This window comes from Treponema sp. UBA753 (genome assembly GCF_002297325.1).
Classification (GTDB): Bacteria; Spirochaetota; Spirochaetia; order Treponematales; family Treponemataceae; genus Treponema_D.
The window spans coordinates 1-19,359 of the sequence record NZ_DBKJ01000102.1; the positions used below are offsets into that span (position 1 = coordinate 1).

General features: G+C 38.6%; 15 protein-coding genes. 11 read left to right on the forward strand and 4 right to left on the reverse strand.

Translation table 11 applies throughout. The features are described 5' to 3' along the window. Positions 1–960: hypothetical protein (locus B4C08_RS08435; RefSeq protein ID WP_296664417.1), on the forward strand; the 960-nt coding region annotated here is incomplete at its 5' end. Between the two features lie 92 nt (positions 961–1,052). Here B4C08_RS08435 and B4C08_RS08440 read toward each other — a convergent pair. Next, positions 1,053–3,899 (reverse strand): adenylate/guanylate cyclase domain-containing protein, encoded by a 2,847-nt coding sequence (locus B4C08_RS08440; RefSeq protein ID WP_296664419.1) that lies wholly within the window; start codon positions 3,897–3,899, stop codon positions 1,053–1,055. 74 nt (positions 3,900–3,973) lie between these two features. Between B4C08_RS08440 and B4C08_RS08445 the strand changes: the two genes are divergently transcribed. The 7 genes from B4C08_RS08445 (at position 3,974) to B4C08_RS08475 (ending at position 11,593) form a co-directional block, all read left to right on the forward strand. After that, positions 3,974–4,444, forward strand: coding sequence for a hypothetical protein (locus B4C08_RS08445; RefSeq protein WP_296664445.1), 471 nt, complete (start codon positions 3,974–3,976; stop codon positions 4,442–4,444). 1 nt (position 4,445) lies between these two features. After that, complete coding sequence (locus B4C08_RS08450) at positions 4,446–5,642, forward strand: hypothetical protein (RefSeq protein WP_296664448.1); 1,197 nt, start codon at positions 4,446–4,448, stop codon at positions 5,640–5,642. A gap of 24 nt (positions 5,643–5,666) precedes the next feature. Then, positions 5,667–6,548, forward strand: coding sequence for a FecR family protein (locus B4C08_RS08455; protein ID WP_296664450.1), 882 nt, complete (start codon positions 5,667–5,669; stop codon positions 6,546–6,548). A 103-nt stretch (positions 6,549–6,651) separates the two neighbouring features. After that, positions 6,652–7,422 (forward strand): hypothetical protein, encoded by a 771-nt coding sequence (locus tag B4C08_RS08460; protein ID WP_296664452.1) that lies wholly within the window; start codon positions 6,652–6,654, stop codon positions 7,420–7,422. 1 nt (position 7,423) lies between these two features. Then, positions 7,424–8,098 (forward strand): YfcE family phosphodiesterase, encoded by a 675-nt coding sequence (locus B4C08_RS08465; protein ID WP_296664454.1) that lies wholly within the window; start codon positions 7,424–7,426, stop codon positions 8,096–8,098. 2 nt (positions 8,099–8,100) lie between these two features. Next, positions 8,101–10,221, forward strand: a complete 2,121-nt coding sequence (locus B4C08_RS08470; protein ID WP_296664456.1) for an energy-coupling factor transporter ATPase — start codon at positions 8,101–8,103, stop codon at positions 10,219–10,221. A gap of 16 nt (positions 10,222–10,237) precedes the next feature. Then, positions 10,238–11,593 carry an SLC13 family permease gene (locus tag B4C08_RS08475; RefSeq protein ID WP_296664458.1) on the forward strand — a complete coding sequence of 452 codons (1,356 nt, stop codon included), beginning with the start codon at positions 10,238–10,240 and terminating at the stop codon, positions 11,591–11,593. A 3-nt stretch (positions 11,594–11,596) separates the two neighbouring features. Here the strand turns inward: B4C08_RS08475 and B4C08_RS08480 are convergent, their stop codons facing one another. The 3 genes from B4C08_RS08480 to B4C08_RS08490 form a co-directional block, all read right to left on the reverse strand. Further along, the gene (locus B4C08_RS08480) at positions 11,597–11,998 is read right to left on the reverse strand and encodes a hypothetical protein (protein ID WP_296664460.1); all 402 of its coding nucleotides are present in this window, start codon (positions 11,996–11,998) and stop codon (positions 11,597–11,599) included. Positions 11,999–12,099: 101 nt separating this feature from the next. Next, positions 12,100–13,365: a hypothetical protein gene (locus B4C08_RS08485; RefSeq protein ID WP_296664472.1), complete on the reverse strand. Its 1,266-nt coding sequence runs from the start codon at positions 13,363–13,365 to the stop codon at positions 12,100–12,102. Further along, positions 13,349–14,641 (reverse strand): aminotransferase class I/II-fold pyridoxal phosphate-dependent enzyme, encoded by a 1,293-nt coding sequence (locus tag B4C08_RS08490; protein ID WP_296664462.1) that lies wholly within the window; start codon positions 14,639–14,641, stop codon positions 13,349–13,351. Before B4C08_RS08490 ends, B4C08_RS08485 begins: the two co-directional genes overlap by 17 nt. A gap of 284 nt (positions 14,642–14,925) precedes the next feature. On the opposite strand from B4C08_RS08490, the gene eno reads away from it, so the two are divergent. The 3 genes from eno (at position 14,926) to mmsA (ending at position 19,242) form a co-directional block, all read left to right on the forward strand. Then, positions 14,926–16,215 (forward strand): phosphopyruvate hydratase, encoded by a 1,290-nt coding sequence (eno, locus tag B4C08_RS08495; protein ID WP_296664464.1) that lies wholly within the window; start codon positions 14,926–14,928, stop codon positions 16,213–16,215. Between the two features lie 348 nt (positions 16,216–16,563). Beyond that, the gene (gene chvE / locus B4C08_RS08500; RefSeq protein WP_273352073.1) at positions 16,564–17,628 is read left to right on the forward strand and encodes a multiple monosaccharide ABC transporter substrate-binding protein; all 1,065 of its coding nucleotides are present in this window, start codon (positions 16,564–16,566) and stop codon (positions 17,626–17,628) included. Between the two features lie 81 nt (positions 17,629–17,709). Continuing rightward, positions 17,710–19,242: a multiple monosaccharide ABC transporter ATP-binding protein gene (mmsA, locus tag B4C08_RS08505; protein WP_296664467.1), complete on the forward strand. Its 1,533-nt coding sequence runs from the start codon at positions 17,710–17,712 to the stop codon at positions 19,240–19,242. The last annotated feature ends 117 nt before the right edge of the window (positions 19,243–19,359 follow it).

The window sequence follows — 19,359 nt, forward strand, 5'->3', positions numbered from 1 at the left end:
ATGGTCCTTGCGCTTGCATTTGTAGGCTGCAAGTCTGATGATGACAGTGATGACGCTAAGCCTATTCAGGCAATTGTAATCAACGGAGATGTTGTTACGTTGTATGACGATGGCACTGTTATAATAAAAGCATCAGATGGAACAACATCTAACGGAACGTATACAAAGGCAGATGGAAAAATTGTTATTAAAGACAGTAAAGGAAATACAACAGAAGCAAAGTCTACCCCGGATGGAAAAGTTGATACTTCCGAGCCTGTAACAATAAAAGACAAAGACGGAAATGAAACTAAAACTGAAGTAAAGGAAACAGTTATAGAAACTAATGAAGGCAATGGAACTTCTTCTACAAAAAATATCCTTGCAGGAAAAACTTATTATTCAATTGAATTTGAAAAAAAGGAATATACCTCAGAGTTAACTAACAAGGTGAAAATCCGGGTTAGTATGCTTGCTTTTGATTCTAATGGACAAAAAGTAAAATTCACTGGACTTAAGTATGACTTTAAAAATGGAGCTGTTGACGAAAAAAAGAACAATATTATCGAGTCTGGCGAATATGATTATTCAGTTTCTGGTTCAACTTTGACAGTAAAAGCTGATGAAGGGAATGATTTAATTGCTACAATTAATTCAGACGGAAGCATAAAAGATAATGAGGGCTCTGTAATGAAAGAGTTTAAAGGAAATCTTTATGCCATTGCAGAAGCTACAGCAGATAGTAAAAGACTGTTAGCAAAAGCTCATATAGTAATTGTTAACGGCGCGTCTTGCACTTATGAAAATCGTATATTTAAAAGCAGTGCTAATCCTCAAGAAGACTCTGAGGTTGTAGATGGCACAGTTTCAGGAAACACTTTGACGCTAGGTAGTGGTGGTGAAACGCTTTCTGGCTCATTATCTGACGAAAAGATTGTTTTTGTTGATGAAGATGGTACTCTGACTTTAAGAAGAATGTAGCTTTAATAAAAAAGTTTGAAAAAACTCCGTGCCAATTTCACTGGCACGGAGTTTTTTTTCTGTCATTCTTGCACTTGACACGGCAATCAATATTATTTTTCTTTCATTGTGAAAACGCCGTCCCATTTTTCACCGGAACCGTATATTAAGAAGTAGCTGCACCTTTTCATAAATACATCGGACGACATATCCTGCGGAAAGCATTCCTTTGCGTTTTTAAAAAACTGGTACGCTTTCTTGAAATCCTCCGGATCTTTTGGAGTGTCAGGGAAATCATTTCCCTTTAAATACCATTTGATTCCTTCATTGAAAATTTCCGCCGCTTCAATTTGCTTTGCCGGAAGTTCATCTTTTAATCCTAAAATGCAGTGAATCTGAACAGGATTTTCAATGTTCACAACACGCACAAAGTCGAATTTCCGAGCGACTAAAAGACCTTTGTTTTCTCCGTTGTCGGCGGCGTTCCAAGTGCTGTCTGAACACATTATCCAGGAATTGTAAACTTTGTTTGTTCCTTCAAGGCGGGATGCAAGGTTTACGTTGTTTCCCATGACTGTATAGTTGAGCTTCTTTTTTGTGCCCATGTTTCCAACAACCATGTTTCCTGTATTTATTCCTACACGTGAATTCAAATAGAATGGTTCTCCAGTGCGCGGATTTATTGGAAGCTTGTCTTTGTTTTCCTCGTTGTATTTTGCTTCCGCCTGCAACATTCTTATTCCCGCAAGGCACGCATGGAACGCATTTTCTTTGTCGTCAACCGGCGCGCCAAAAAATGAAACAATTTCGTCTCCTACATATTTATCAATTGTTCCGTGGCAGTCCATTATTGCATCGCTCAAAGCCCCAAGGTATCCGTTCAAAATTGAAACAAGCCGTTCAGCACCTTTGCTTTCGCCTTCCGCATTGTTTACAGCTTCTGTGAATCCAGAGAAAGTCTTTACGTCTGAAAAAAGTGCGGTTATGTTTTTGCTGTTTCCGCCGAGTTTTGCTGTTTCCGGATTTTTAATGATTTCGTCTACAACCGCAGGAGCAACATAAGCAGAGAATGTTGACTGAAGAAATTTTTTGTCTGTGTTTATAGCATGAAAATTCACAATTATTCCGGCAAAATAGTTTAGAAATGAAAATGCAAAAAGAATTACAAACGGAACATAAATGTTGAACTGTGTCATCAAAATATAAAAAACAACAAGCGGAACAATTACATATAAAAATCTTGTAAAGTTTTTCTTTCCTGTGCTGAATTTTGCCGTTATGCGCATTGTAAGCAGAATAAAAACAACGCAGAACAAAAGTCCTAAAAGCGGATCGATTTCACGTATGAATTTTTTCTGAAGAATTGTATTTATAACGTTTGCGTGAAGCCCAAGGTTTGCGTATTGCTTGGAAAATGGCGTTACACCCAAATCTGTACTGGAAGTCGCCGAGTTTCCGATTATGCAGAATGCGCCTTCCATGCTGCCTTTTAACGTTTCAAAGTCGCGAAGATAAAATTCAATGCTTTTTGAAAGCTTTGGAAGTTCTGGAATTTGATCAAATCCCGGAACTGTTGCAAATGAATCAGAAAATTCCTTGAGATTTTTAAAGAATTCGGTTCTTGCTGAAAAATATTTCTCGTAGTCTTCTTCAGAAAGTCCGCCTTTTATTGCCTTTCCTTCCTCGTCAAATCCACGGCATTTTAATAGAAGACGTTTTTTTGAATTTGAAAGTTTTTCGTATTCGTCTTCAAAATACATGGAATTCAAAATATATTCTGCATCTTCTTCTGAAAGCGAAGATAAATCCGCATTTTTTATATCCGAAAGATTTTGTATTATCAATTTTTCCGCAAGATCAAGGTTGTAAAGCAAATACGACGGAACGTGCCTAAAACTGTCCACGTAACTTTCGTGCAGCCAGTTTATGAGCATCCTGCCATGCTTGTCCAGCGGAATTGTAACGCTGTATCTTGAATCTGAATTCGGATTTTTCAGTCCTTGCAAAATTATTGAATTTGAAGTTCTTTCCATTGACTGAACATCCAAAAGCTTCATAAGCGGAGCAAAAGAAAGCTGTCCAACATATTTTCCGTTCTGAAAATTCAAAAGCTCAATTCTGCGCCTGATACCATCTTTGTCTACAATAACATTTGTAAATCCAAGCCCTTGCGCGCGTGAAAGAATTTTGTGAAGCGCCGGCGTAAATCCAAGTTCCTGGCTAGCTTCTTCTTTTACTGAATAAATATTGCCTTTTTGAATAAGATTTTTTTCATCTGTTACATTGTTAAAAAGAAAACGTGTTCTAGCATAATTTTCTTCTGATTCATCGCTTTTTTGCGCAATGTGCCGCATGTTTACCGTCAGCGAAGTGTTTCCAAAGAACTGAACGCATCTTGCAAAAAAATCATCGTAGTCAAGCTCAAACCCAGAAGTGATTTCTTTTTGCATTTCGTAAAGAATTCCGTCAATTTCATTTGAAATAAGATTTTCCGCATGTTCCTGCGCATTTTTCGCATTTACAGTTCCGCCTTCAATTCCATTCGCAAATTCCGAAATTGAACTTGAAATCGCCTGCTCGCCGTCTATAAAAGTCTTATTTACCGTGTCGCTTAAATTTTCGTTTACGCCTTTTGAAGAAGGTGAAATGTATTCAATATCGAATACAGCTTGTTTTGCGCCGAATTCTTTCATGCGGATTAAGGCGTTTCCCAGAATATCGCGAGTCCAAGGCCAAGAACCAACGCGTCCTAAAGATTCATCATCAACATCGACAATTACAATGTTAGGATGCGCTTCGATTCCTTTCGTTATTTTAAGCATTGAATCATAAAGCCTGTAGTCAAGTTTTTGAAAAAGGTTTGTCTGAATTGCCACTACGCTCAAAAGCGCAAAAACTGCCATGATAATCAGTTCTATTTTAGTTTTAAAAAATTCTTTGAATTTATTTTTCATTACCATGACAAAAACTATATCATATAGTATAATTTCTTGTAAATGAACATTTGTACATATTAATTTTTTAGAGGAGTGATATGAAATTTTTTACTTCGATTTTTCTAGTTGCTCTCATTTCTGTTTCGGCTGTTTTTTGTCAGTCTGCGGAAATTGTGGAGAAAACTGTATCTACTGAAAAGCTCACTTACGGAACTGCCGCGTATTTTACAGCAGTTGCAATGGGCTATATTTCAGATGACGATTCAGAAGAAGATGCCGTTGATGCTTGGAAAAAAATAGGAGAAGAGTATTCTAAACCAGCTATAAAAGCGGAGGTTTCCTCAGAAGATTTTATTAATTTTGAAAATCTTGCCTGGCTATGCTATTTTACTTGGAATGTTCCAGACAGCCTTATGATGAAGATTTTTCCAAGTCCGCGCTATGCCTTTAAGCAGCTCCGCAATGACGGCGTAATTCCTTCTTCGTTTGATCCAAAGCGCATTCCTACTGGCAGGGAATTTCTTAATGTTGTTACAGATTGCATTGATTTTTATGAGGTGAGAAACTAGCATGAATATGAAAAAATATTTTGCCGCCATTTTATTTTCAGTTTTATCTGCATTTGTTTTTTCAGCTGAACTTTCTTTCTTCTTGGGCGATAACACAGATTTGAAATTTGATGGTGAAGAGTACAGCGAGCCTACATTAAAGCAGAGCGAGGCTTTTTCTGCGCTTGCAAAAATTCCTTTCAATAAAAAAGGCACAACATTTCTTTCTTTGGAAGCAAGTATCAGTCATAGCTATGAAAAAATCTTTGGCGACCATGAAAATAGCGAAAATGAATTTATTGCAGATTTAAATGTTTTGAAGTTTTCTTCTATTATAGAGTGTTCTGCTGGGAAATTTTTCCTTGACGCAGGGCGTCTTTTCTTGACAGACATTTCGCAAACTATTTTTGCACAGTCAATTGACGGAGCTTACGCGCAGTTTTCTGCTTCTTGGCTTGATGTTTCTGTTTTTGGCGGATACACAGGACTTTTGAATCTAAAGAATACTTCGATTATGCACAGCGGTGGATATGTTTGGGAGCCGGTCGATGAAGATGAAAAGGACTTTTATGATTTTTGTGCTCCTTATATAGCAGGTGGTGCTAAAATCAGCTTCCCATATTTATTGCTCAACCAGACAATTTCTTTAGAAGGTCTTGGATTTTGGAACACAGAAGGTCCTGCTGATTCTCCAGAAGATGAAGACAACCGCTTTTATGGAACTTTGCGCTTGGATGGACCTCTTGCTCCTATGCTTTTTTACGGTTTGAGCGGAACTGCCAGCTCTACAGATTTTTCTGATTTTGGATTTTTGGGAAGAGCCAATATTTCTTTGTTCCCAGATTTTAAATCTTCTTCTATTACTCTTTCTGCTTCTTATGCTTCTGGAGATAGAGGTCCTTTTGTTCCGTTTATTGGATTCACACAGATTACAGCTTGTCTTTCAGCAGATGAGCCGATTTATTCAGGAATTTCAAAGGCTGGATTGTCTGCAACCATAATTCCAATTGACAAGCTTTATTGCGCTGTTGGTGGAGACGCTGTTTTCGTTGACAATGATAGCAGCGCATTTGATTATTGTGGTTTCCAAGTTTATGGAAATGCAAAATACCAGTTGTTCTCTGATGTTGCTTTGACACTTTATGCAAGTCATTTTGCAGGAGATTCAAGTGATTCTAGCAGAACAGAAATCGCGTTTAATGCGGTTATTTCGTTTTAACCGTAAAATTTTAGGAGGTGTTGTATGAAATTGAGTTTTAAGTTTTTGCCGTTGCTTGCTTTTGCAGTTTTTGCGGGCTTTTCAGCTTCTGCTTTGGAAGCAAAATTTGTAAGCATTGAAGGCAAGGTTGAAATTCTGGAAGGCGGAATGTGGATTCCAGTTGAAGAGGGCGATATTATTCAGGAAAAAGGCGCCGTTATTTCAACTGGATTTAAATCGAATGCTGTGGTTTCTGTAAAAGGAACAAATTTCACATTAGGACCGTTGACCAGAATTACAATTGAAAACATGGTTGCAATGGAAAACAAGGATTCAACTCAGATTTACATTGATTCTGGATCTCTCAAAGCAAATGTTTCTTCTTCTGACGGAAGAAAAGTTGGATTTAAAGTTCGTTCCGCAGTTGCAACAGCTTCTGTAAGAGGAACGGAATTTAGAGTTACTTCTTCTGGTCGCCTTTCTGTTACTCAGGGACTTGTAAGTTTTGGCGGTCCTGAATCTTCTTCTGCGGAAATTTCTAAAATAGAAGATAATTCAACTGATGTTGCTCCATCTGAAGAAAGCAATGCAGGAACAGTCGCTTCTACAAATGAAGCTTCTGATGGTAAAAATGTTGTTGCCGAAGAACATCCAAAATCAACTCCGTTTACTTCTAGCGCAGAAGTTGGAGAAAAAAATGGAGTTCCGGTTTTTGCAGGTCAGGTCAGCAAGTCTGATGTTATAGCAAGTAGGCCTTCAAATCCTCATACAGAAAAAGTTGCGGCAGTTTCTGGAAAAGGATTGGAAAATGAATCTATGGGAATGAACTTAATAAATACAACAAGTGTTGAGCCAGGTGCAGGTTCTAAATCTAGCTCTAATAAAGGCAATGGCTCGGTTGCTGTTACAATTAACTGGGCAGACTGATTTATTAACGAAAACTTGTGATTTTGTAAAGTAACCCAAAATGCGCCCCGTTGTTATTTTTGCAGCGGGGTTCGTTTGTTTTATAAAATGGAATTTTAAAAAAATGAAATTAAAAAAGAAAATTGCATTGATAGGAAAATTTCTTTTTTTTGCTTTTGCAATTGTTCTTGCAAGCTGCAAAGAAAAAAATGTTCCCAGTATAAAAATTGCTTCAGATGATTCTATTGAAATTCAGCCGCGCGAAAGTTTCTCTAAGCTAAAAGAAAATTTTTGGACAAGTGAAAATGGAATTGTCTGTGTTCTTATTGGATATGGCTTTAATGATGATGATTTTGTAAAAAAAGCGATAAATTCCTTGGAGAAGAAATTTGGACTTACAGAAAACGGAGGCCTTGTTCTTCCGATTGTTTTTCCAGATGATTTGCATGGCAGAATTTCTAGTTTGCGTGATATAATCGAAAAAAACAATGTTCATGGAATTGTTCTTCTTGGCGCGCCGGAAAATACGCATTCTCCACTTGCAAGAATAAAAGAAGAGTGGGATGGAAATCCTCCGTTCAATGTTTTTTCGATTTTTCCGCAGGATGATGTTTTGGGACAGGAATTTACTTGCAGTTTTGTGATTGACCATGAGTATGCGGCTGGAATTCAGTTTGGCGATGCAGAAAATAAAAATGAAGACGACGACACTTTGGCGCTTTTGATTTCGGCAGTTGAATATGCCGCGGAGCTTCCGTTTGTTCTTCCGCAGGACAGCGATCTTTATTATCATGTTCAGGCTGTGGCAGGAAAAAGAAAAGTTGCCCGCTACGTTGACAGCGAAACTGGAATTCAGTCAAGAAATCATTTTATAATTTTAAATTCGGCGGAATAAATTGAACACACTTTTACAAGATGAATCTTTGCTTATCGGCAGCCGTGAAGAAATACAAAAACTCGCAACAAAAGATTCTGCCCGAATTCTTGTTGTGTCGGATTCTCATGGCGCGTATTCTAATCTTTTGCTGATTTTGCGTCAGTTTGGAGTTATAAGCGATGCTCTTGTTTTTTGCGGTGATGGAATTTGCGATATTTCCAAGCTGATTTCAAATGCTGTTGATGAAGATGAAATTAAAGCTATTATTCCGCCTGTAATTGGAATTGTCGAAGGAAACAATGACGCGGACCTTTATCCTGTTAGAAATGTTCTTTCCGATGAGCCTTATTATGTTCAGCTGAAAGTTCCAATTTTTAATGTGCTTGAAGCCTGCGGGCAAAGAATTTATTTTACGCACGGACACAGAAATTCCCTTTACCTTGGAACTGGAGAAATTGTTTCCGCGGCAAAGAAAAACAACTGTAAGATTGCGCTTTACGGCCACACTCACATTGCAGCAGAAAAACTTGGCGAAGTTTTTACTATAAATCCAGGAAGCTGTTTTAGACCTCGTGGCGGTCAAAAACCTTCATTTGCAATGTTAAATTTAACAAAAAACATCGGATTTGAATGTATTTTTTATGAACTTTCGATTTCTGGAAGCAAAACGTTTTTTCCGGCTAGGACTTTTTGAAAATGCCGTTGCTTGAGCTAAAAAATATTTACTATGAATATCCTCGCACAAATAAAATCGCGCTTGACAATATAAATTTTTCTGTGAGCCAAGGTGAATACATTGCGCTTCTTGGACTTAACGGTTCTGGAAAAAGCACGCTTGCCCGTCTTATTGCTGGATTTTTTGAGCCTTTAAAAGGTGAAATTATAAAGCAAAATGGAATTCTTCCAGGCATTGTTTTTCAGCAGCCAAAAGAGCAGATTGTAGCTGGAATCGTTGAGCGCGACACAGCTTTTGGTCCTCAGAATCTTAGCATGACAGAAGCGGAAATTGAACTGCGCACAATCGAATGTCTTTCCATTGTTTCTCTTGTGGACAAGGCGTTAAGTAAAACTTTTGAGCTTTCTTTGGGGCAAACACAGCGGCTTGCTTTCAGCGGAATTCTTGCGCTTTTTCCAGATTTACTGATTCTTGACGAAGCCACGGCTATGCTTGATCCGGACTCAAAAAAACAACTTGTGGAATTTGTAAATGCTTGGAACAAAAAAGGGCACACTGTTATTTCTGTTACGCACGATTTGGACGAAGCTTTGGCTGCAAAAAGAATCGTTGTAATGGAGCAGGGGCGGATAATTTTTGACGGGGCGCCAAAAGAGTTTAAAGAAAACAAAAATGTTTTTGAATCGATTTTCGGAATTGACGGAGAATACACTTCATTTGAAAGTTTAAATTCAGCAAAAAATAAATTTGAAGAAGCAGCTTTAAAAGTTCAAGAGCTTTCATTTTCCTATGGAACTTTTTCAGTTTTTAAAAATATTTCTTTTGAGCTTAAAAAAGGTAGTCTTGTTGCTTTGACTGGTCCGAGCGGCTGCGGAAAATCAACTTTATTTGAATGTCTTGCAGGTCTTAAAAAAAATCAAAGCGGAAAAATTTATGCTTTGTCTCGCCCCGTTCTTGGCTTGCAAGAAAGCGAAGCTGCGTTGTTTGAGCCATATTCTGCAGATGACGTTGCGTTTGGTCCTAAAAATAAAAATGTAAAAGGTAAAGAGCTTTTTGAGCGCGTAAAAAATTCCATGGAACTTGCCGGACTTGATTACAAAAAATACGGAAATCTTCCTGTTGTTTCGCTTAGCGGCGGTGAAAAACGAAAACTTTCTGTTGCGGGGCTTGTTGCTCTTGATAGTGATATTTTTATTTTTGACGAGCCGACTGCTGGCTTGGATCCGATTTCAAGAAAAAATCTTCTTGCATCTTTTAGAAAACTTACAGAAAGCGGAAAGACTGTTTTATTTAGCACACACAGATTTCAGGAAGCTGAAGCTGCGGATTTTAGACTTCGTTGGGAAGATTTGATTTCTAAGCATGAAGAAAAAAATTCAGATTCAGATTTGGGCAATTTAAAGGAAATGGAGCTAATTGAAAATGCTTCACTTCTTGAAAAAATTTCTAAAGCGGCTTCAGTTTTTTCTACGCCGGAAAAAATTCCGCATTCAATTATAAATTCCCTTTCAGCAGGCAAGAAAACATTTTTATTTTTGTTTTTATTCTTTGTTTCAATTTTGCTTCCGTTTCCGGCTTGCGTTGCGATGGTTTTTGTCAATGTTTTGTATTCAGTTCTTTCCAAGTCGCCACTAAAAAATGCTTTTAAAATAATTGCAAAACTTGTTCCTTGGATTGTAATTTTTTCTTTGCTTGGAATTATTCTTTTTCCAGTTTACGAAGAAGATAAAATTCTTTTCAGCTGGAAAATAATTTTTGTTACGCAGCGTAAACTTTTGCTTTTTGCCGCTTCCTTTGTTCATTCTGTTTGTGCAATTTTTGCGATTGGAACTTATATTTTTACTGCGGATGAACGGCAGGTTATGGACGGAATTTCCTCTATTTTAAAGCCGCTGAATTTTTTTAAATTCCCTGTCAGATGCGTTGTTTTGATAGTTGGAATTATTTTTAGATTTATACCGTTGCTTTTAGATGAATTTTCGGGCATTATAAAAACACAGATTATCCGCGGAACATTTGGAAATGCAAAGGGAATAAAAAAATTAAAATCGATAATTCCTGTTTTTGTGCCGCTTGTTCTTCAGACAATCCGAAAAGCACGTTGCCTTGCGGATGCTCTTACTGCAAGATATTTTAAATAGTTTAGTTGGAGAAAATATGCTTAGCATGAAAACTTTAGTCGCTCTTATTGCGGTTTTGATGTACGCGCTTGTAATTTTATTTCAGAATAAAAAAGTTTTGTTTACAACTGGAGCGGCGGTTCTTGTTGTTGTTATTGCGACTTTTTTTCCGGGACAAATTTTTCCGCTTCCGCAGGATGTAGTTGCGCTTGAAGGTCAGTTTCCGCAGAGAATATACGCGTTTTATCATTCTGTATTTGAAATCATAAACTGGAACGTTATTATGATTTATCTTGGCAGCATGGTTATCGCATCTCTTTTTATTTATTCAAAAGTTCCAGTAAAAATCGCTGACAAAATTGTGAACAGTAGCCGGAACACTTGCATTGCAATGGTTGCGATTCTTGCAATGACAGGAATAATTTCAATTTTTGTTGAAAATGTTGCTACAGTTCTTGTAATGGCTCCAATCGGACTTGCGCTTTGCTCAAAGCTAAAAACGAATCCTACATTTTTTATGATGGGACTTGCCGTTATGAGCAACCTTGAAGGAACTGCGACTTTAGTTGGAGATCCGCCTTCAATGATTTTTGCAAGCTATGCTGGATATAGTTTTAACGATTTCTTCTTTTATTTGGGCAAGCCTTCAATCTTTTTTATAATTCAAACTGGAATGGTTGCCGGATGCATTTTCTTTTATTTCTTCTTTGCGAAAAACAGAAAAAATAAAGTTCAGGTTGAAAGTGAAAAAGTTGTTTCCTGGGTTCCTTTTGCTTGTCTTTTGCTTATGATTTTTGGACTTGCCGCAGTTTCATTTGTAAATACCAGGTTTGAGTATTTGAGCGGAACTTTAGTAATGTCGATTGGAATTTTGTGCTTGCTTTGGTTCAAATTGTTTCAGAAAAAAACAAACGCCGAAACTGCAAAAGTTGTAAAAGAACTTGACTGGGAAACTATTTTTTTCCTGCTTGGAATTTTTGTTGTAATCGGCGCAATAAAAGAGACTGGGCTTTTGAATGACCTTGCTGATTTGCTTGTGAATGTTACAGGCGGCTCTGAAATTGCGGGCTTTGTTATAATACTTTTGATTTCTGTCATTGTAAGCGGATTTGTTGACAATGTTCCTTATATAATTGCAATGCTTCCTGTTGCGGGTGGAATGGCATCTCAAATCGGAATAAATCCAGAGCTTTTTATGTTTGCGCTTTTAGTCGGAAGCTGCCTCGGCGGAAACCTTACACCTTTTGGTGCAAGCGCGAATATTGTTGCAATGGGAATTTTAAAGAAAGAAAATTATCCTATGAAATTTTCCGGCTGGCTTAAAATTGGAGTTCCGTTCACTCTTATTACAACAGCTGCCGCATCTGCTTTGCTTTGGTTTATCTGGGCATAATTTTTATGCTGAAACTGAAACAACTGCACCTGCTTCCGGCATTAAACCTGCAAGTCCGTAGGCTGACTGCCCTTGTGCGCTGCTGGCGGCAATCGCAGTTTTTATTTGCTGCTGGTAGCTTTTTATAAGTTCATCTTTTTGTTCTTCGGAAAGTCCTGAAGCTTCATCTTCTGAAAGGGCTGGCTTTTGCTTCATGGAAACAAGCTGGGAAATCAGTGTATTTAAAATGCGCAGACGGTTTATTGGAACTCCGCGCTGTCCATGCTCAGTTGCAGTTCCGTGCACATAATCAAATTGAGAATATATGACTGCGCTAGGCTTTACTGGAACACAGAGCGAGCCTGAAGAAGTAGAGAAGAGAGTTCTGTAAGATGCCGCATTTAGGCTGATTCCGTTTGAATACATAAGTCTACCCTCAGTTTTTAGTGCAAGCGATTTTCTTTACACTATCTTATGTATCGGAATTTAAAATAAAAAGTTTAGCTGGCTTTTTTGAACTTAAAAAATTAATAGAACTGCTTTGTCCATTCAGCAATTCGTTCTTCAAGCGACTGAACTGCGCCTGAATTTTCAGTTTTTGTACTGTCTTTTAAATACGGAATTATTACATTTGATTTTAGGCTGTTCCATCTATATGGAAGAATATTCGGCAATATTATAAATTGTTCCGGCGGCATATTTCCTAAAAGATGTCTGTAGAATGCCGGATAAAATTTTTCGTTTACTTCGCGCAAGGTAGAAAATCCGCCTGCAATCCCAAAGTTTACAGTGTCCAATTTCATGCTTTCTGTGCGCTCAATTAAAAGCTGTTGAGTTTCAATTTTCATAAACCAGGAAATAAATTCTTCTGCTTGCGCTGAATGCTCTGATTTTTTGTAAAGCCCGATTGTCAGAATATTGTCTTCAACTGGAATTTTATTGTCCTGTTCAATCCATCTAAAAGAAAGATCTGTAATCTGCGCATCTGTGAGCGTAAAAAGCTTATCGCTGGTTGTATAAGAAAAAAGGCATCGTGTTGTGGCAACCTGCTTGTACCCCGGCATATAAAGGTAGCGGAACTGAAAGTTTTGCTCTGCGGAAGTGCTGGAATTTCGCGCGATTGTCCATTGGCGCATTTCAGAAATTGAAGTTTCCATCGCTTTTTCGTTCCATATAAAGCTTGTTCCTTTTTCGTGGTAGGCGGCTCCGAAAAGTTTTGTTACAAGATACATAAAATCTGCATCCCAGGAAGGCGCATACCCCATTGCTGTATATGTTCCGTTTTTATTTTTTTTGTTGAATGCTGCTGAAAATGTCCTTATCTGCTCAAGATTTAAAAAATGCTCTGATTCTACAAAGCTTTCATTTTTTTTGCTGAAAACCATTGCTGGCAAATTGAAGCTTATGGGAATAAGATATTGCTTGTCGTTTATTTGTCCGTATTCAAGAAGCTGTTTATAAAACAAAGTGCGGTTCAGGCTTTTCTCTTGAAAAAGATAATCCAGCGGCTGAAAATATTTTCGTGTTGTAGAATTTTTGAGCCAGGAACCTATGACTAAATCCGGGGTAAGCTCGTCTTTTGCCGACGGAAGTGAACGCGCCGCTTCATCTTTGTAGACTGCAAATGCGTTTATGTTTTCGTGCGTGGCATTAAAAAGCTCCACATAGGAAACAATTTCTGCATTGTCTGTCCAGATAATTAATGGCTTGCTTCCCGAATTTTTACAGGAGGCAAGCAAAAGAGAAATCAGCGCGGCTATAAATGCAAGAATCTTTTTATTTTCCAAGTTCATCCGCAACGTCGTAAATCGCCTGATAAACAATGTTGATTTTTTCTTCATCAAGGCTTGAGAAAGCAACTCTTAAAGTTTTTGCGTCTATGGAAATTGTTCCGATTCCGCGGTCAGTCAAAAGTTTTTGTCTTAACTTTTCTGCGTCAATGTTCATTGTGTCAAAAGACATAAAGTAGCCGGAATTGAATGGCAGCGGCTTTATGAATTTGCTTTCGTGTGTGGAAACAAATTCGCGCACAAGTTTATAACGGCGTTCAAGGATTTTGCGGAATTCGGCTTTTTCTTCTTCAAATTTTCCGTCTGATGCCGCTTTTAAAATCAGCGACTGAGATGGAGTTGCCGCGCATGAAACTGATGAGCGGATTGCAGCCATAAGTTTTTTTACAAGAGCTTCGTATTGCGCATCAGAAAGTCCTTTGCAGCCAAAAGTTATAAATCCAGTTCTGAATCCCCAGGCAAAATCTTCTTTTGTAGGTCCGTCAATTTTTGCGGCAAGAACATTTTCGTGCAGGTCGCACAGATATGCAAATAGCGACTGTTTTTCTATATCGTCTTCATAGTTCAGTCCGAAGTACGCATCATCGCACCAAACCATTACTTTTGCGCCTTTTTCCGCAATTTCCTTTACAATTGAAACAAGCTGTTTTGCTTCGTCTGAAGTTGGACTGTAGCCTGAAGGGTTCTGCGGAAAATTCAGAAGAATCCGAACAGAGCCAGATTCAGCCTGTTTTTGCATAGTTTCTTTCAATCCTTCAATGTTGAATTTTCCATCCTTGAACATCTTGAACTGAACAAATTTTGCGTTTCGTCTTGCTTCGGCAATAAGAACGTAATTGTCCCAAGACGGATCTGCTGCAACAAGCGGCTTTGTTTCATCAAGGAAAAGGTCTGCAAGGTAGGAAATTCCCGCTGTAAGTCCAGGAACAACAACCGGCAATGAGAATTTTTTATCTTTTAAAAGCGGATTTTTGCGGATAATTGATTCTTTCCACATTGCACGCAAATCTGGATTTCCTGCTGTCGGCGCATATCCTACAAGTTCTGAAGAAGTTAAGTCCGGCACATATTTTTTTATAGAAGGAAGCATAATAGGTTTGCCTTCAACAACTGTGGTTCCGATTGTTCCGTTCGCAGTTTTTCCAAGTTTTTTGGCTTCTGCGCTTTGTGCGATTATTCCCTTTGGAAAGTAAAGTCTTGTTCCAACATCAGAAAGCAGCTCGCCTGGCGTTGTGCCTTTGAGCGCGTCATTTAATTCTTGTGCTAATGGGTTTATCATGATTGCAAATTATAGCTTTTTTGCCTGTTTGTTTCAATAATTTTGAGTTGCAGGATAAATGTAGAGTTTTGTATTTTGATATGTCATTATCGGACTTGATCCGATAATCTTATGTTACAAATTTTGCTAGATTCCTTGATCAAGTCAGGGAATGACAAGTGTCGTGGCACAAAAATGAAGTTTCTTGAAAATCTTTTGAATTTAACTTGAAAAATTTAATAGATTTTATTATATTTAAAGAAATTAGCAATAGCTAACTATTCTTTTTATCCCAGGAGGAAATTATGGGCGGTTGTAAAATTCAGAAAATTGTCGGACGTGAAATTCTTGATTCTCGCGGAAATCCTACAGTAGAAGTTGACGTTACTTTGGAAAGCGGCGCGTTTGGCAGAGCATCAGTTCCTTCTGGAGCTTCTACTGGTGAGAATGAAGCTCTTGAATTGCGCGACGGAGACAAAAAACGCTACTTGGGAAAAGGCGTTCTCAAGGCAGTTGAAAATGTTAACAAAGTAATTGCTCCGGCTCTTATCGGAATGTGCGGACTTGAGCAGCGCTCGATTGACAAAAAAATGATTGAGCTTGACGGAACAAAAACAAAGTCCAAGCTTGGAGCAAATGCAATTCTTGGAGTTTCACTTGCAGTGGCAAAAGCAGCCGCAGCTTACCTTGGCATTCCTCTTTACCGTTACATTGGCGGAACAAATACTTACACATTGCCAGTTCCAATGATGAACATTATAAATGCCGGACAGCATTCAGACGCTCCTATCGCATTCCAGGAATTTATGATTCGCCCGGTTGGAGCTTCTTCATTTAAAGAAGGAATCCGCATGGGAACAGAGGTTTTCCATAGCTTGAAGGCTGTTTTAAAGGCACGCGGACTTTCAACTGCTGTTGGCGATGAAGGCGGTTTTGCTCCTAAACTTGACGGAACAGAAGATGCTCTTGATACAATCGTAAAGGCTATAAAAGAAGCTGGGTATGAGCCTGGAAAAGATGTAAAAATCGCAATGGACTGCGCTTCCTCTGAATTCTATGAAAACGGAATTTACGATTATACTTGGAAAGAAGGCGCGGACGGAAAAAAACTTACTTCGGCACAGCAGGCAGATTATCTTGCAGATCTTATTTCAAAGTATCCTATTGATTCAATTGAAGACGGAATGGCGGAAAGCGACTGGGAAGGCTGGAAACTTCTTACTGATAAAATCGGCTCAAAATGTCAGCTTGTTGGCGATGACCTTTTTGTTACAAATGTTGAATATCTAAAGAAAGGAATCGAGCTTGGATGCGCAAATTCAATTCTTATAAAAGTAAATCAGATTGGCTCTCTTACAGAAACTCTTGATGCAATTGAAATGGCTCACCGCCACGGATATACAAGTGTAACTTCGCACCGTTCCGGCGAAACAGAAGATTCAACAATTGCCGACATCGCAGTTGCAACAAATTCAGGACAGATTAAAACAGGTTCCGCATCTCGTTCAGACCGCATGGCAAAGTACAATCAGCTTTTGCGCATAGAAGAAGAACTTGGAGACTTGGCGGTTTACGGCTACAAGAGAGTGAAATAGCTGTTTTTAATTTTTATACAATAGGGTTCAACCTCGAGACCTTTGTAGAATATGCTCCGGGAAAAGGAATGTAAGCCTCCTTGCCCGGAGTTTTTTTTGTTTCGGGAAAAAATTTACGGTTTTGCAGTTCTGCATTTTTCTTACAACAAAAAAATCCTAATAAGTTTCTTTCCTTTTTTATGGATTTATTCAAAAAATCACATAAATTAACAAAATAATCAAGAAAATTGGGAATTCAGGAAACGTTTCATATTGTATACTTTAATCAAGCTAAAAAGTAACGGAACGTTTTTGGAGTTCTGTTAACTAAAAAAAAATAAGATATGCATTTTTAAGGAGGTTTATCTTATGAAAAAAATTATCGCTGTTCTTTTGGCTTGCGCTCTTGTGCTTCCATGTTTCGCAGCAAAAAAGAAAGGAACAAAAGTAGGTGTTTCTATGCCTACAAAAGACTTGCAGAGATGGAACCAGGACGGAGCAAACATGAAGGCTCAGCTGGAAAAAGCAGGCTATGTTGTTGACTTGCAGTATGCTAACAACGACATTGCAACTCAGGTTTCCCAGATTGAAAACATGATTACTGGAAAATGCAATGTTCTTGTTGTTGCTTCTATTGATGGTTCAGCTCTTAAAAACGCGCTTGACGGTGCAAAGAAAAAGAGAATTCCGGTTATTGCTTATGACCGCTTGATTATGAACACAAATTCAGTTTCTTACTATGCAACATTCGACAACTACAAAGTAGGAACAATTCAGGGTGAATATCTTGTTGACAAGCTGAATCTCAAGAACCGCACAAAATCAGATCCTGCTTACATCGAATTCTTCACAGGTTCTCCAGATGACAACAACATCAACTTCTTCTTCGGCGGAGCAATGGACACACTCAAGCCTTACCTTGACAGCGGAGTTCTCGTTTGCCGTTCAGGACAGACTTCAAAAGCACAGTGCGCAACTTTGAACTGGTCTACAGAAGAAGGTCAGAAACGCATGGAAAACCTTATTACTTCAAATGGATACGGTCCACGCGGAACAAAACTTGACGCTGTTTATTCTTCAAACGACTCTGTTGCAATGGGAATTACAAACGCTCTTGTTGCAGCTGGCTACACAAAGGCAAACTTCCCGATTGTTACTGGACAAGACTGCGACATTGGTTCTGTAAAGAACATGCTCAAGGGAACTCAGGCAATGTCTGTTTTCAAAGACACACGCACTTTGGCAGAAAAAGTTGTTGGAATGGTTGACGCTCTTCTTCAGGGAACAAAACCAGAAATCAACGACACAAAGACTTATGACAATGGCAAAGGAATTGTTCCTTCATACCTTTGTGATCCAGTTTACGCTGATGTTTCAAACTACAAGGCTCTCCTTGTTGATTCTGGATACTACACAGAAGCTCAGCTTAAATAGCAAAAGCTAAAATGGTCAAGGCGGGGTCAAAAGCCCCGTCTTTTTTAGAAGTTTATAATCGGCTTAAAATAGGAGATTCCAATGGCAAAAGCATTATTGGAAATGCGGAATATTACAAAAGAGTTTCCTGGCGTCAAAGCTCTGAACAACGTTACGCTTTCTGTAGAAGAAGGCGAGATTCATGCTCTTTGCGGCGAAAACGGAGCTGGAAAGTCTACTCTTATGAATGTTTTAAGCGGCATTTACGGATACGGCTCTTATTCCGGCGATATTATCTATGACGGCAAACTCTGCAAATTCCAGACAATAAAAGACAGTGAATCGCTGGGCATTGTAATTATTCATCAGGAGTTGGCTCTTGTTCCTCTTCTGACGATTGCAGAAAATATGTTCCTTGGAAATGAGCGCGGCTCAAAATTCAAGGTTGACTGGGCAGAAACATTCGACAAGGCTGATTCCCTTCTTGCGGAAGTTGGTCTTAAAGAATCATCACATACACTTATAAAGGACATTGGCGTTGGCAAGCAGCAGCTTGTAGAAATTGCCAAGGCACTTGGAAAAAAAGTTCGGCTTTTGATTTTGGACGAGCCAACCGCTTCATTGAATGAAAACGAATCCAAGCATCTTTTGGATTTGCTCCTTGAATTCAAAAAGCATGGAATGACTTCAATTATTATTTCCCACAAGCTGAATGAAATTTCTTATGTTGCTGACAAAATTACAGTTATCCGCGACGGCGCTGTAATAAAAACGCTCGACAAGAGCAAAGACGATTTTTCAGAGAATACAATTATTGCGGCGATGGTTGGCCGTGATATTACAGATAGATTTCCTAAGCGCGCTTCAAAAGTTGGAGATGTCTGCTTTGAAGTCAAGAACTGGTGCGTTGATCATCCTGTTTTCGACGGAATCAAGGTTTGCGACAATGTGAATTTCAATTTGCGCAAAGGCGAAGTTCTTGGAATTTCGGGGCTTATGGGAGCCGGGCGCACTGAACTTGCAATGAGCGTTTTTGGGCATTCTTATGGCGCGAATATTTCCGGACAGATTTTTCTTAACGGAAAAGAAATTGAGCTTCCGAATGTAAAGTCCGCAATCAACCACAAGATTGCCTATGTTACAGAAGACCGCAAAGGCAATGGACTTATTCTTTCAGAAACAATTACACAGAATACAATTTCTGCAAAGCCGGAAAAAGTTTCCAAGCATGGAATTTACAACTTTGACGAATGCCGGCGCGTTGCCCAGGATTCAGCAAAGGAAATGCGTACAAAATGCGCAAGTGTAGACGAAGCTGTAGGAAATCTTTCGGGCGGAAATATGCAGAAAGTTCTTCTTGGAAAATGGCTTTTTGCAGACCCGGATATTCTGATTCTTGATGAGCCGACACGCGGAATTGATGTTGGCGCAAAATACGAGATTTACTGCATTATAAACCGCATGGTTGCAGAAGGAAAATCTGTAATTTTGATTTCTTCTGAAATGCCGGAAGTACTTGGAATGAGTGACCGCATTTATGTTATGAATGAAGGCCGCATGATTGCAGAAATGGACGCTAAGGATGCAAGTCAGGAAAAAATCATGTCATGCATCATCAACTCGGAAAATAAATAGCCTAACCTAATTAAGGAGTGTAAGATAAAACAGTCGAAATAGCGTCTGTTTTATCTACTTAAAGTTTGCGTTGCAAACTTTTTATTAAATGCAATTTCTCACTTTGTTGCGAAATTG

Coding starts and splice junctions, on each gene's coding strand:
- B4C08_RS08445 (WP_296664445.1), top strand. CDS start 3,974: ATGAAATTTTTTACTTCGATTTTTCTAGTTGCTCTCATTTCTGTTTCG.
- B4C08_RS08485 (WP_296664472.1), bottom strand. CDS start 13,365: ATGAACTTGGAAAATAAAAAGATTCTTGCATTTATAGCCGCGCTGATT.
- B4C08_RS08440 (WP_296664419.1), bottom strand. CDS start 3,899: ATGGTAATGAAAAATAAATTCAAAGAATTTTTTAAAACTAAAATAGAA.
- B4C08_RS08470 (WP_296664456.1), top strand. CDS start 8,101: ATGCCGTTGCTTGAGCTAAAAAATATTTACTATGAATATCCTCGCACA.
- chvE (WP_273352073.1), top strand. CDS start 16,564: ATGAAAAAAATTATCGCTGTTCTTTTGGCTTGCGCTCTTGTGCTTCCA.
- B4C08_RS08480 (WP_296664460.1), bottom strand. CDS start 11,998: ATGTATTCAAACGGAATCAGCCTAAATGCGGCATCTTACAGAACTCTC.
- B4C08_RS08455 (WP_296664450.1), top strand. CDS start 5,667: ATGAAATTGAGTTTTAAGTTTTTGCCGTTGCTTGCTTTTGCAGTTTTT.
- B4C08_RS08475 (WP_296664458.1), top strand. CDS start 10,238: ATGCTTAGCATGAAAACTTTAGTCGCTCTTATTGCGGTTTTGATGTAC.
- B4C08_RS08490 (WP_296664462.1), bottom strand. CDS start 14,641: ATGATAAACCCATTAGCACAAGAATTAAATGACGCGCTCAAAGGCACA.
- eno (WP_296664464.1), top strand. CDS start 14,926: ATGGGCGGTTGTAAAATTCAGAAAATTGTCGGACGTGAAATTCTTGAT.
- B4C08_RS08450 (WP_296664448.1), top strand. CDS start 4,446: ATGAATATGAAAAAATATTTTGCCGCCATTTTATTTTCAGTTTTATCT.
- mmsA (WP_296664467.1), top strand. CDS start 17,710: ATGGCAAAAGCATTATTGGAAATGCGGAATATTACAAAAGAGTTTCCT.
- B4C08_RS08460 (WP_296664452.1), top strand. CDS start 6,652: ATGAAATTAAAAAAGAAAATTGCATTGATAGGAAAATTTCTTTTTTTT.